Source organism: Pseudoalteromonas sp. SCSIO 43088 (assembly GCF_023650795.1).
Lineage (GTDB): Bacteria > Pseudomonadota > Gammaproteobacteria > Enterobacterales > Alteromonadaceae > Pseudoalteromonas > Pseudoalteromonas shioyasakiensis.
In genome coordinates this window covers 1,017,399-1,031,272 of record NZ_CP072675.1, presented here as the reverse complement: position 1 = coordinate 1,031,272, position 13,874 = coordinate 1,017,399, and the positions used below count along the sequence as shown (strand labels likewise).

The 13,874-nt window shown below is 42.4% G+C and carries 14 protein-coding genes; 5 read left to right on the top strand and 9 right to left on the bottom strand.

Annotated elements, in window-relative coordinates; genetic code table 11:
- Positions 1-16: 16 nt before the first annotated feature.
- On the bottom strand, positions 17-766 hold the full coding sequence (locus J8Z28_RS04715) for an RIO1 family regulatory kinase/ATPase domain-containing protein (RefSeq protein ID WP_054562269.1): 750 nt from the start codon (positions 764-766) through the stop codon (positions 17-19).
- An 86-nt stretch (positions 767-852) separates the two neighbouring features.
- On the bottom strand, positions 853-1,317 hold the full coding sequence (locus tag J8Z28_RS04710; RefSeq protein WP_054562270.1) for a MarR family winged helix-turn-helix transcriptional regulator: 465 nt from the start codon (positions 1,315-1,317) through the stop codon (positions 853-855).
- 127 nt (positions 1,318-1,444) lie between these two features.
- On the opposite strand from J8Z28_RS04710, the gene J8Z28_RS04705 reads away from it, so the two are divergent.
- From J8Z28_RS04705 to J8Z28_RS04695, 3 genes are read left to right on the top strand one after another with little or no spacing between them, the layout of a single operon-like run.
- Complete coding sequence (locus J8Z28_RS04705) at positions 1,445-2,596, top strand: hypothetical protein (RefSeq protein WP_054562271.1); 1,152 nt, start codon at positions 1,445-1,447, stop codon at positions 2,594-2,596.
- Positions 2,597-2,644: 48 nt separating this feature from the next.
- A complete protein-coding gene (locus J8Z28_RS04700) occupies positions 2,645-3,535 on the top strand; it encodes a dienelactone hydrolase family protein (protein WP_054562272.1) in 891 nt (296 codons plus the stop codon).
- Between the two features lie 47 nt (positions 3,536-3,582).
- A complete protein-coding gene (locus tag J8Z28_RS04695) occupies positions 3,583-3,798 on the top strand; it encodes a hypothetical protein (RefSeq protein WP_054562273.1) in 216 nt (71 codons plus the stop codon).
- A gap of 77 nt (positions 3,799-3,875) precedes the next feature.
- Here J8Z28_RS04695 and J8Z28_RS04690 read toward each other — a convergent pair whose 3' ends face one another.
- The 7 genes from J8Z28_RS04690 to J8Z28_RS04660 all read right to left on the bottom strand — a co-directional run bounded on the left by J8Z28_RS04690 (position 3,876) and on the right by J8Z28_RS04660 (position 11,686).
- A complete protein-coding gene (locus tag J8Z28_RS04690; RefSeq protein WP_055020669.1) occupies positions 3,876-4,583 on the bottom strand; it encodes a TorF family putative porin in 708 nt (235 codons plus the stop codon).
- Positions 4,584-4,594: 11 nt separating this feature from the next.
- Entirely contained in the window at positions 4,595-5,812 is a 1,218-nt protein-coding gene (locus tag J8Z28_RS04685; protein ID WP_054562275.1) for a choline transporter, read from the bottom strand.
- 129 nt (positions 5,813-5,941) lie between these two features.
- A complete protein-coding gene (gene betA, locus J8Z28_RS04680) occupies positions 5,942-7,612 on the bottom strand; it encodes a choline dehydrogenase (RefSeq protein WP_055197897.1) in 1,671 nt (556 codons plus the stop codon).
- On the bottom strand, positions 7,612-9,075 hold the full coding sequence (gene betB / locus J8Z28_RS04675; protein WP_250659985.1) for a betaine-aldehyde dehydrogenase: 1,464 nt from the start codon (positions 9,073-9,075) through the stop codon (positions 7,612-7,614). The genes betA and betB overlap by 1 nt, the downstream gene beginning before the upstream one ends.
- Before the next feature lies 1 nt (position 9,076).
- Complete coding sequence (betI, locus tag J8Z28_RS04670; RefSeq protein ID WP_055020667.1) at positions 9,077-9,667, bottom strand: transcriptional regulator BetI; 591 nt, start codon at positions 9,665-9,667, stop codon at positions 9,077-9,079.
- Positions 9,668-9,947: 280 nt separating this feature from the next.
- Positions 9,948-10,415 carry a nuclear transport factor 2 family protein gene (locus tag J8Z28_RS04665; protein WP_250659984.1) on the bottom strand — a complete coding sequence of 156 codons (468 nt, stop codon included), beginning with the start codon at positions 10,413-10,415 and terminating at the stop codon, positions 9,948-9,950.
- Positions 10,416-10,504: 89 nt separating this feature from the next.
- Positions 10,505-11,686: an MFS transporter gene (locus tag J8Z28_RS04660; protein ID WP_054562280.1), complete on the bottom strand. Its 1,182-nt coding sequence runs from the start codon at positions 11,684-11,686 to the stop codon at positions 10,505-10,507.
- 110 nt (positions 11,687-11,796) lie between these two features.
- On the opposite strand from J8Z28_RS04660, the gene J8Z28_RS04655 reads away from it, so the two are divergent.
- A complete protein-coding gene (locus J8Z28_RS04655) occupies positions 11,797-12,684 on the top strand; it encodes a LysR substrate-binding domain-containing protein (protein WP_055020665.1) in 888 nt (295 codons plus the stop codon).
- A gap of 98 nt (positions 12,685-12,782) precedes the next feature.
- Complete coding sequence (locus J8Z28_RS04650) at positions 12,783-13,874, top strand: alkene reductase (protein WP_250659983.1); 1,092 nt, start codon at positions 12,783-12,785, stop codon at positions 13,872-13,874.

Genomic DNA, 13,874 nt, shown 5'->3' with positions numbered 1-13,874 from the left:
CGTGCAAGCGCGCTTTTTACAATCTATCTAATATACTGCGAACAAATTCAGAATTAAGAATCTGAGTTACAGCCCCGCTACACCATAAATAGGCACGTTGAATCGGATAACCTTTAAAAATCCAACGCTTACGCACATGATTAAAGTCGTGCAAATAATCAGCCTTTGCTTGCGGTAACGAGTCTTTGGCTAACTTATGCCATGCTTTATAAACCCCACTCATATCGGCACCACGCATAAAACGCTGTAACCAGCGAGGAAAGCGTGCAAAGCGAATCGCTGACTGAAAATCAATAATGTAAGGCTTGCCGTCTTTTGAACAAATAACATTACCTAAATTACGTAAGTCGAGGTGCACCACGCCGCGGCGATGCATTTTTGCTACCAAACGCTCAAATTCTTTAAAGAACTCACTCGGTAAATGCTGCTGTTGCAAGGCAAGCTGGCGAAGTGGCGTGCCTTCAATAAAATCATAAGCAATAGCAATTGATGACAAACGACAAAAGTTATCGACCACTCCGTCTACATCTTGCAGGCGTGCCAGCCCCTTGTACTCTTGATTGATAAAAAGCGGCGCGATGGTTTTTCTCACCCACCATGGGCTGTGCTGAAAATCTTTAATAATTAAATCAAATTTCGCGTCTTTATAACGATAAACAATGGCATTGGCAAAGCGGCCTGTGTGAACAACCGACAAACCTTCGGGGCTAAATTGATGAGCTGGAAATTGAGCGTGAAGCTGCGCAAGCAAAGATGATTCAAACATAACAACCCGGACTTGTTAAAATTAAATGCCTAGGCAACTATATTATCAAAATGCGTCTACAGCGACAATGTACCGCTTAGAGAAATTTATGCTTTTAAATTATGAATTGCTCTAAACAATAAGCTTGCGAGTTGCTCTTGCTCATCATCAGAGAAGCCTGTGAGTGCTTTGCGATAGATATCATTTACAGTAGGTAAAATTTCTGGGTAAAGCTGTTGGCCTTTTTCAGTCAGGCATAAAAGAGTTGAACGGCGATCTTCAACTGACTGCTTTTTAGCAACTAAGCCCTTGTCTTCTAAACGAGAAAGTAATCGACTCATGGCACCACGGTCATACACCATGTGCTCACAAAGCTCAGCCAAGGTATTTACTTTACCGCGCGCAAGTAGCACAACCACAATGTACTGAGCCGACGTTAGCTCTTTATCCTCTAAAGCATCATCAAGATGAGTCACTAGGTTTGAACGTAAGTAAGAGACTAAGCGACCTAAGTCTTGCACGGGATCTAAATCTTCAATACAGCACTGGCCAATTGATGCAGGTTCTTTCATATTTCCTCTAAAGCGGTTAATAGCAATTCATAGACAGTTAATCGGAAAAATAATTCAATCCTATTAGATTGCTTCAACAGCTATGAATAGTGTAGCGTGAAGAAGCGTACTAACTGTCGGGGGCGTTATGCTAACTAAACAACATATTATCAAGTATTTATCTCTTACAATACTGCTACTTCTTTGTTGGCTAGAGCATTATAACCATTTCATTATGCGCTTTATCGACAGCGCCCTAGTACAATCAACCCTAGTGTACGCTTCATCACGTACAGTTAACGCTGCTATTTCGCTATTGCAATCAGCCGAAGTGGGCATTGGTATTGCGAGTATTCAACCTGCACAACTACTCGACCCAGTAAATGACCTAGCTGAATACATGTCGGATGCTATGCGCTTAGCTATAGGCTCGTTATTTTTACAACGCATTTTATACACCATTTCTTCTGGGGTTATTTTTAGCAGTCTCTTTACAGTTTCGGTTGTCGCATACTTTATTTGTGAATGGCGTAACTTCTTACCCAACTTACGTCATAAAATTATGGCGAGTCTTATTTTAATTCGCTTTTTAGTGCCTGCTGTGGTGCTTACAACAGGCCTCGTGAGCCAAGTATTCTTAGATGAGCAAATAAACCAGCAAAGTGAAATCGTAAGCGAAAAAGTCGAGACGGTGAATAGTAGTGCAAATAACACCTCTGCCCTATCAGCCAAGCTAAAAGCCGAGGTCGATAGTGAAAAACAAACCATCTTCGACAAGCTCTCGCTATTAAATGAGCAGCAGATTAAGAACCACCAGCGAGCCACTGAGCTCAAAGGTGATTTAGCAGAGGTCGAAGCCCAAATAGAAGCGATTCAAGCAACCCGCAGCTTGTCTGAGCGACTGACCTTTACTGAGCTTGAACAAGCCAAGCCATTACTTGATAAAAAGCAGCAATTAACAGCGCAGTTTAATGCGGTACTAAACCAGCAAAGACAGCTGAACCTAGACAAAGACGCCTTAAACAAGCAACTAGAAAACCTTAACGCATCACTCAATCAAGACCAATCGTCGCAGGTGAGTAAAATTATCGATACCGTCACCTCTGGTATTAGCAACATGGTGGCTGCCGTCGAAGACTTATTTATCGACTTTTTGAATATCTTGTCACTGCTGATTTTAAAGCTGTTATTAATGCCGCTAATATTTTTATACCTATTTAACAAAGCCTTTAAGGCTATTTGGCAACGCCGCTTTATGGACGTAGTAATGCAAACAAAACAACTGGCTGTTAATCGCTGATATTTCAGCTAAAGTTATAAACCTAACTCGTTTTTAAAGGATATAAGTATGACTGAGCAACGCCATAACCACATTCCCCAAGAAGCTTTCGATTGGTACGATGAATACGCACATGGCTTAATGGACCGTCGCACCTTTATGAAAAAGCTGGGTGGCTTAGCTGCCCTTGGCTATTCAATGGCAATGCTAAGTAGCGCTTTACTACCGAACTACGCATTAGCTGAGCAAGTATCCTTTAATGACCCTGATATTAAAGCCAGTTATAAAACCTTTGATTCGTTTAAAGGTCACGGCGAAGGTAAAGGCTATTTAGTCGAACCCGCTAATTTAACGGGCAAGCTCCCAATAGTATTAGTGATCCACGAAAACAGAGGCTTAAACCCTTATATTAAAGATGTTGCTCGCCGCCTTGCCAAAGCCGGTTTTATTGCCTTTGCGCCAGATGCATTGCACCCTCTTGGTGGCTATCCTGGTAATGATGATGAAGGCCGCGCAATGCAGCGCTCTATGGATAAAGAAAAAATCCAACAAGACTTTATCGCCGCAGCTGAATACATAAAAAGACACCCAAATAGTAACGGTAAACTCGGTGCGGTAGGCTTTTGCTTTGGTGGTTATATGGTTAACTACCTAGCTGCAGTTGATAGCAAACTAATTAATGCGGGCGTACCCTATTACGGCACTCCGGCTGTTAAAGAGCTGAGACAAAATATCAAAGCCCCACTGCTAGTACACTTAGCTGAGTTTGATAACCGCGTTAATGCAACTTGGCCAGAATATGAGAGCGACTTAAAAGCGCATCAAGTGCCTTACACGATGCACATGTATGAACAAGCAAATCATGGTTTTCATAACGACTCTACATCTCGTTATGATGAAAAACAGGCGGAGCTTTCATGGCAACGCACATTGGCGTTTTTCAATGAGCAATTGATTTAAACAGAGCAATTTCATACACTCTCGAAAAAATTTAGGCTAGAAAAGAGATGGAATCGCAAGTCAGTTATCGCTTTGACTCACAGCAAACCGCTAATCGGTTTTTAAACAAGCTTAAACATTGGTCAGTGGCTAAAGTCACTGCGAGTCTTTGCCAAGGTGGTTATGGCGTGAAAATACGCTACGAAGTCGATACCAGTGGCTTTGATTACACCCTTGCTGAGCTTGATGATTTAGCGATGCAGCACGAAGGCGAAGAGATTTAATACCCATATTCTAAGCATAAAAAAACGGCTAACAAAGGTTAGCCGTTTTTATTAAAGCTGCGCTAGCAAAACGCTACTTATAAATCAAAGCTACGTGAAATAGACGCGACAATGCGCTCATCTGCGGTATCCCAGTCAAGGCTGGTATTTTCTCCTGCAAGCTCAAAATCAAAACCTGCAAAGCTTGTTTGATAGGCTAAACGATAATGGTTGTATGACTTATCATTACCATCCCAAGCAAACTTATTGCCATCTAATGAGTTAGATACATCAAAACTGGCACGAATTGCATGATTTGGGGCAATTTCAAAGGTATGGGCAAGCATAGAAATCACATGCCCAGCATCGGTACCGAAGTAATCCCAAGCGTACCAGAAGTTAAGTTCTGTAAAACCTAGGCTATTGGTATAGCCAAACTTTGCATAAGTCTCAAAATAATTACCATCGCTTGAGTAATCTTCACCGTGGTATGAGTAGTAAGCAATACCATAATCAATACTAAGAGCGTCAGTTAACTCAGCATAGTTACCAAAATACGCATCCCACTCGATGTCTGTGTCATCGCCAAAATCTACATTTGAAGCCCAAGTACCTACATACATACCTGAATCTGCAAAGGCATAATCTAAGCTCCCCTGAATCGCGGGGTCATTCATGGTTTGGCTTACACCATTAAAGGTGTAATCTGAAGCCAATGTAACCGTAGTCGATAAGTCAGCCATAGCTGATGTCGATAGTAATGCCAATGGCAACGCTGCTGCTAATACTGTTTGTCTTGTTGTCATGTTGGTTTCCCTTAGCTAACTGTTTCTATTTTTGTGTAATCTAATTTGTTGTCTTTTGGTGAGCCTTCGATATTTTTCACTGTTTTTAACTTGCTGTAGCCAATAAACACAGCACAGCCGAAAAATAACGCGATAACGAGCGCACCAACCCATTGGATCTGTAAAAAGTCGAACTTAAACAGCAGGGTTAATAATGAAAGCGCCACCACATTTAAGGCAATGTAATTAAATTTACCTAAACGCTTCACCGTTAAGTTTAGGTTATCTGTGTATAAACGGATCAAAGAATCAAGTGAGTTGATCACAAACACCACACCAACAAACACCATAGCGATGTTTTTCAGGCCTGCTGTTGCAATACCCGCTTCATGATATTGATACAAAACACTAAACCAGATAGCGATTGGAATAGACGGGAAAATCAACATAGCCGCCAGCACTTGGTAAGTTTTTAAGCCACCCACAAAGCGCGAAGTAAATTGACCAATCATGATGCTCCAAGCAAACCACCAAAACAGGTAGAAGGCATGGTAATCATTCAGTGGTAATACAAACTCATTGATGTTGCCAAAGTAGCTGCCAATTAACGCAAGGTTATCAACAAATGCTGATGTTTGTGCATCAGAACCCACAAAGGCACCGAACCACATAAATGCGATTAAAGCGATAAATAACCAAGTAGTAGAAATACTTAAAAAGCGTACATACTTAATGTCTGTGCTCGAATACACAGCAAAACAAATCGCTGCAAACACCATTAAGTAGAATGTCGGAATAATTGACTCACCATCACCAAGCGACGGTAAATACCAAGGTAAATTCGACAGCAGTAAAAATGCAGTAAATGCGCATGTGCCAATAATAACGATGTTATTAATTAGTTTTACCCAAGCAATTTCAAAGAATTTTACTTTAGGTTCTATTACGCAGAAATAAAAGCACGTAAGGAAATAAAATCCCCAGATCAAGAAGCCCCAAAAACCAAACTCGATGGCTAATGGATTGGCAAACGCATACTCTGGGCTTGCTTTTATGTCTGCATAACCTGCAAACTCTGTCAGTGGAAACATAATCAAGCCAACATCTAGGCCCGATGTAAATAAAATTGCAATGAACGTAAACGTTCTAACCGGTGTGACGCCAACACACCTTACCGTGCCCCATTTAAATAAAATAACCGCAATTGCTAACAGGGTAAAAATGATGCCAGCACTAAGCCAAAAGGTCATAGTTCCCCCCCCAAAATAAGTAATAATACTTCATTGTTTCTCCAGTTTTATTCCTCGCATTAACGCATCACAAACAACTCGTGATGCGCGCCACTGCAAGCCCCACAGCCGAAACTGCGGGTGGCCTTATTAGATCTCCGAACTACGCTGCGTTGATTGCCATTGTTTTTCCATGGCAACATCTGCAGTTGATGCCGATAACACAGGCTTACCTAAAATGTGGTCCGCCGCTTTTTCTGCCACCATAATGGTTGGTGCATTTAAATTACCGTTAGGAACGGTTGGGAAAATAGATGAATCTACAACCCGTAAACCTTCGATACCGTGCACTTGAGTTTGCGAGTTAACCACGGCCATCTCATCTTCACCCATCTTGCACGAACATGACGGATGGTAAGCACTCTCAACCGCTTGACGAACAAACGCATCGATTTCTTCATCGCTTTGAATATCTTTACCGGGTTGAATTTCACCATCGCGATACTCATCAAACGCATTTTGTTCGATAATCTCACGAGTTAAACGTACACAAGCTCTAAAGCCTTCAATGTCATCTTGGTGCTGTAAGTAGTTAAATTGGATCTTAGGTGCAACCTGTGGATCCGCCGACTTAATCGTTACTGCACCACGGCTTTTTGGTTTGTTATGCCCAACATGAACTTGGAAGCCATGACCATCAAAGGCACTTTTACCGTCATAACGAATTGCAGCTGGTAAAAAGTGATACTGAATATCTGGCCATTCAACACCCGGTTTTGAGCGAATAAATGCACATGATTCAAAATGGTTCGTCGCCCCTAAACCTGAGCGGTTTAATAGCCAACGAGCGCCAATTAGCCCTTTTGAAACAAGGCCTAATTTGCCGTTTAAAGTAATTGGTTGCTTACACTTATATTGGAAGTAAAACTCCAAGTGATCTTGTAAGTTTTGACCAACACCTGGTAAGTGATGTTTAACCTCAACCCCCGCTTCGCTCAGGATATCTTTATCACCAATACCTGATAATTGCAGAATATGCGGTGAGCCAATTGGGCCCGCACTTAAAATAACGTCTTTTGCTGCAAATGCTTGCTGCTTAGAGCCAGACACTGAAAACTCAACACCAACGGCTTTTTTGCCTTCTAGCAGAACTTTTTCAGCTAAGGCACCGGTGATTAGCGTTAGGTTTTTACGTGACTTAACTGGGTCTAAATACTCACGGCTAGCAGAGCTTCTTACGCCGTCTTTTACCGTCATATGCATTGGCCCAAAACCTTCTTGCTGGGCTGCATTGTAGTCATCAGTTTGCGCATAACCTGCTTGTTGGCCCGCTTTGATAAAGGCTTTATAAAGCGGGTTAGCCATTTCATTACCGTTATTAACCCCTAATGGGCCGTTATCGCCACGGTAACTGTTACCACCTAAGTAGAATGATTCCGCACGTTTAAAGTACGGTAAACATGCTTGATAATCCCAACCATTAGCGCCGTGTTGCTGCCACTCATCAAAATCTTTGGCATGACCACGTACATAGACCATGCCGTTAATCGATGATGAGCCACCTAACACCTTACCTCGTGGGCAGTGCATTTGACGGTTATCTAAATATGGCTCTGGCTCGGTATGAAATTGCCATGCATATTTGTCAGTATTCATTGGGATTGATAGCGCGGTAGGCATCTTTATAAAAATGCTTTTATCACTACCACCCGTTTCAAGTAATAACACCTTATTCGAAGGGTCTGCTGATAGTCGGTTTGCCAACACGCAGCCTGCAGAGCCAGCACCGACTATGATGTAATCATAGTTCTGTGTACTCATTAAAATGGACTCTCTATATTGCTCATACCCACATAAATCGATTTAGTTTGGGTATAGTGATCTAAAGTTTCGATACCGTTTTCACGGCCGATACCTGATTGCTTGTAACCACCTACTGGCATTTCTGCAGGTGAATTACCATAGCTGTTTATCCAACAAATACCGGCTTGTAACTGGTGGATAACGCGGTGTGCACGCTGAATATCTTTAGTGAACACGCCTGCGGCTAAGCCTAGGTGCGTATCGTTTGCACGCTGAATAACGTCATCTTCATCATCAAACACCAACACGCTCATTACCGGGCCAAAGATCTCTTCTTTAACTATGGTCATGTCATCTTTACAGTCGACAAAAACGGTCGGTTCCACAAAGTAGCCGTTTGGCGCAGATACTGGTGATAGTGCCTTACCGCCGGTTAATAAGGTTGCGCCTTCTTGAATACCTTTATCGATATAGCCAAGTACTAGCTCTTGGTGTTTTTTAGAGATAAGCGCCCCTAAATTCACCTCAGGATCCATTGGGTCGCCAGCAATAATATTTTGCTCAGTGCGTGTTTTCAGCTCATCAATAAACTGCTGATAAACATTTTTATGCACATAAATGCGTGTACAGTTAGTGCAGATTTCGCCTTGCGTATAAAAATTACCTAACATTGCCGCACTAACAGCTTGTGATACATCGGCATCATCAAATACTAATAACGGTGACTTACCACCAAGCTCCATGGTCACATCTTTAAGTGAACCAGCAGCGCTTGCCATTACTTTTTTGCCTGTGCCTACTTCACCAGTGAAAGACACTTTTTCAATATTTGGGTTTGCTGTTAACCATTGCCCTACTTCAGCAGCGCCTTGCACAACGTTGAATACGCCAGCAGGTACACCCGCTTCGATGAAAATCTCTGAAAGTTTAATTGCACCAAGTGGTGTTTCTTCAGAAGGTTTGAAAATAACCGCATTACCTGCAGCCAGTGCTGGGCCTGATTTCCAACAAGCAATTTGTAGTGGGTAGTTCCATGCACCAATACCGGCACAGATACCTAAAGGCTCTTTACGTGTGTAGTAAAAATCATTGCCAACCATTTGTTGCTGACCCACTTGCGCAGGAGCAAGGCCAGCAAAATATTCAATAACATCGGCGCCAGTTTCAACATCGACACACTCGGCTTCTTGCCAAGGCTTACCCGTATCAAGTACTTCTACTTTAGCCAGTTCATCGTTACGATCGCGTAAGATTGCCACGGCTTTTAATAAAATACGGCTACGCTCAATTGGCGTCATTGCAGACCATGCTGCAAACCCTTGTTTTGCGCTTTCGATTGCCGCGTTTTGAATAAACTCATCAGCAATTTCAACGTGATAAATCACTTCATCCGTTGCAGGATTCTTAACTGCAAAGGTATCGCCAGTTTGATTCTTTAAAAAATGGCCATTAATAAAATTTTCGTAAACAGGTGTGGTCATTTTAGGCTCCATACTGTTTTATCAGTGAACGAATGTAGTCTTTGGCTAAACGCTCACAATTTTCGAATTGATCTTGGTCTGACTTACTTAATACGGCTCTTAGCCATAAACCATCGATCATGGCTGCACTTAGCTCAGCAGCTAAATTGGCATCGCTATCGCTCATTAACTGTTTGAATGAGCTTAATAAGTTACTAAATAAACGTTTACTATTTACGTTTTGTAAGCGATGCAACTGGGCGTCGTGCATTGAATGCGCCCAAAAGCTCAACCAAGTTTTGGTGTTATTGCTTTGCTGCTGAATACGCGAAAAGTTTGCTTCAACGATAAACATTAATCGTTGCTCTGGACTAGTTTGTGGCGTTACTTGATTCAAAAGTGCTTGCTTTAAGCTGGTCAATAAATAACGCACAGTGGCTTCAATTAAGCCCTGCTTACCACCAAAATAATGACTGATAATGCCAGACGATAAGCCTGCCTTTTTACTAATGCTATTTATGGTGGTGCCTTGCAAACCAAGCTCTGCAACCGACTCTATTGTGGCGTCAATTAACTGCTGACGACGAACAGGTTCCATTCCAACTTTCGGCATAATTTTTTATTGATTGAACGTTCAATTAAAATAAAGGTTAAGGTAATGAGCATGGCAATTCAAGGTTGACAAATTGTAAACAACCGCAAAGCTACACTCGTAAGTTAAGCTAACCCACTGTTCTTACGTTTATTATCCGAAATATAAAAAAGTTTTAAATTTATTCAAAATAAAGCCTAAAAAGTATGAATTTAAGCTGAAATGCGGAAAAAAGAGAAAATTTATTGCAGGCGTATTTTAATAAAAAAGCGCTTATGTTAGGCTAAAAGTTAAGCTAAGCTCATTCGTGGTATTTACGAATAACCGCTATCTTGCCATCTTCTATTTCGAGCACATCCATAATGGTCTGCGTGTATTCAATTTCTTGCTGGTTTTGTGGGTGTATACCTTTAGCATGATGGGTATAACGCAAGGCAATGGCAGAATCATTAAAAATAAAGGTATCGAGTAAGTTTGCTTGATATTCAGTGTGCGCCCCAAGGTAAAAAGTCATGCCTTTACGCATCATCGCTTTGCCATCTGGCTCCCTTGAATCATCTGTTTGATAAGGTAAGTGTTGGTTTGCTACATCGTCAGTTAATAAAGCTAAAAAGGCTTCTAACTCTTTGTTGGTGGCATTGGGTGCTTGTGTTGCAACCATGGTATTAAAGTACTGCTGTGCTAATGATGTGAGCTCTGGGTTAACTTGCTTTGCTTGGCTGCTAAATGTGCTGAACAGGCAAATAGCTAGAAAATAAAGGTGCTTCATCGTTATTCCTTGTGGTTTTAGTTATTGACTAATAATCAAACTACGCACCAAAAATAACGACAAAGCATCAAACTATCAACAATTTAGTTTTAAGCTGTTTGTGGCTTTGGGATCTCGCGTTTATCTAAATAGCCGCTGTATCGTGTTGCAATTAACGCCGCTAAACTGATGATAGCGCCAATCCAAGCAGTGTCTTGCAATGAGTAGTTTTCAACGACAACACCACCTAACACTGAACCTAGCGCAATCCCGATATTAAACGCTGCAATGTTCAACCCTGAGGCCACATCGACGGCATTGGGTGTGAACTTTTCGGCAAGTTTAACCACATAAACTTGCAGCCCAGGCACATTACCAAACGCAAATGCCCCCCATACAAGTATGGTCAGTACCGCAGCGACTTTAGATTGCATGGTAAAGGTCAGCACTAACAGCACAATACTCAAAGCACTAAAGATAATGGTCAGCGCACTAATGGGGCCTTTTTTATCAGCTAATTTACCGCCGTAGATATTGCCAACAGCAACCGATACCCCATATACCAGCATAATTAAGCTAATGGTGGCTGATGCAAAACCAGTTTGCTGCTCTAAAATGGGCGCTAAATATGTAAAGGCAGTAAATGTGCCGCCATAACCAAGTATGGTCATCAAGTACACCAGTAAAAGCCTAGGTTGAACCATTACTTTTAGCTGCTCACCCAAAGTCGCCGGTTTACTTTGCTTTAAGTTGCTAGGAATTAAAAACGCGCTACCAACAAGTGCAATTAAGCCCAGTAAAGACACCACTAAAAAGGTCGCTCGCCAACCAAAGTGCTGACCAATCCAAGTCCCTAATGGCACACCGGTTACTAATGCAACCGTTAACCCCGTAAACATAATCGCAATGGCACTGGCTTCTTTATCTTTACTGACAAGCCCAGTAGCGATCGTTGAACCAATTGAGAAAAACACCCCATGGGCAAGGCCTGTTAGAATCCTTGCGGTGATCAAGCTACCATAACTAGGTGCTTGCCAAGCCAGTAAATTACCAATTACAAATAGGCTCATTAAGCTAAGTAATACATGTTTTCGATTCCAGCGTCCGGTAAGCGCGGTTAATACTGGCGCCCCCACCGCAACCCCTAATGCGTACAAGCTAACAAGTAGTCCGGCACTCGGTAACGAAACCGCTAAATCATCAGCGATGGTTGGCACTAAGCCGACAATCACAAACTCAGTGGTGCCTATGGCAAACGCACTGAGAGTTAACGCAAGTAATGCTATTGGCATCACATATCCTCTGTTTAATTTTGAAAGTGCGGCTATTGTGGCTAAAATTAAATTTGCAAAAAATAGCAGTAGTGACAAAATACTTTTGTCAAAAATGAAAAGGTAAAACCATGAGCGTGATCTCCAACACCCAAGATTTAGAAGCATTTATTAGCGTGGTTGATACCGGCGGGTTCTCAAGTGCAGCCAATGCATTAGATGAGCAAGTAGCAAAAATATCACGGGCGGTAACTCGGCTCGAAAAATCCTTAAACGTTACCTTATTCAACCGCACTACAAGGCGCATTGAGCTGACCGAAGAAGGTCAGTTATTTTTAGGCTATGCTAGAGAAGCACTGAGTCAGCTCGCACAAGGCGAAGAGGCCTTAAAGCTTTTGCACTGCGCCCCATCAGGAAAATTAAGAGTCGATGCTGCAAGCCCCTTTGTGTTTCACCAATTAGCACCACATTTAAAAGCCTTTAACCAAGCTTACCCTGATATAAAACTCGAAATCACCAGCCACGACAACATTATCGATTTACTTGAGCATAAAACCGATATTGCTATTCGTATTGGCGAACTCGCTGACTCAAACTTGCATGCGCGCACTTTGGGAGTTAGCAAACTACAGCTCGTTGCCAGCCCTGATTATTTAAAAGCGGCACCGCCATTAAACGAGCTAACCGACTTATCCTCGCACCAGCTTATTGGTTTTACCGATGCGCCGCATTTAAATCACTGGCCGCTAACCACGCCTTTAGACCTTAAATTTTCAATCAGTGCATCAAGTGGTGAAACTGTGCGCCAGCTTTGTATTCAAGGTCACGGCATTACCTTGTTGTCGGAATTTATGATCAACGAAGATTTAAAAGCAGGCCGTTTAGTAAAAGTGCTCGAAGGCGAGGTACTGAGCCCTAATCGCCGCGAAAAAGTGCATGCGGTGTATTATCAAAACAGCGGTGTGTCATCACGAGTATTAGCGTTTTTAGACTTTATAGCACCCAGGTTAACGCTTTAGTTTTTGCACTTTTAACAAAAGTGTTTTGTGATTAGTGGCATTAATTTCATAAATAATTTTCGTTATGCTGAAAGCATATTCGCTTTCAAGGAGCCGTAATGAACAAATTATTCGATACTGTACAACTTGCCGGTCATACATTAAAAAACCGCATTGTTATGCCACCGATGACCCGCTCTCGCTCATCACAACCGGGTGATATCGCCAATGAGTTAATGGCCGACTACTATGCACAACGTGCGAGCGCTGGCTTAATTATCAGCGAAGGCACACAAATATCAGCCCTAGGTAAGGGTTATGCTTGGACACCGGGTATTTACACTGCCGAGCAAATTGCCGGTTGGAAGAAAGTAACCGACAAAGTTCATCAAGCTGGTGGCATTATGTTCGCTCAGCTTTGGCATGTTGGCCGAGTATCTCACCCAAGTAACACAGGTGGCGAGCAACCAATCGCGCCATCTGCTATTGCAGCTAAAGACGTAAAAGTTTTTATTGATGAAGATGACAAACCTGACTTTGTTGCCACAGCACAGCCACGCGCAATGAGCCATGACGACATCAAACAGGTTATAAACGAATACCGCCAAGCAGCCCGTAATGCAGTTGATGCAGGGTTTGATGGTATTGAACTTCACGCTGCTAATGGTTACTTAATTAATCAATTTATTGATTCAAAGTCAAACCAACGCACTGATGAATACGGCGGCAGTTTAGAAAACCGCTTACGCTTTTTACAACAAGTGACACAAGCGGTTTGTGATGAAATTGGCGCTGAGCGTGTTGGCGTGCGCCTTGCTCCACTCACAACCCTCAATGGTACGGTCGATGATAACCCGTTTGAAACCTATATTGGCGCAGCAAAAGTACTCAGTGATCTCAACGTTGCTTATCTGCACATTGCCGAAGCTGATTGGGATGATGCGCCTTTAATGGAGCAAAGTTTTAAGCAAGCACTGCGTGAAAACTATGCTGGGTTAATGATTTATGCAGGAAAGTACACTGGCGAGAAAGCAGAGCAAGCATTAGCCGCAGGCTGGGCTGATTTAATTGGCTTTGGTCGCCCGTTTGTTGCAAACCCTGATCTGCCAGCACGTATTGAGCAAGGTATTGAACTTGCGCAGCATGATCCAGATACCTTATTTGGAGGCGGTGCTAAAGGTTACACTGATTACCCTTTAGCAACGCAGTAA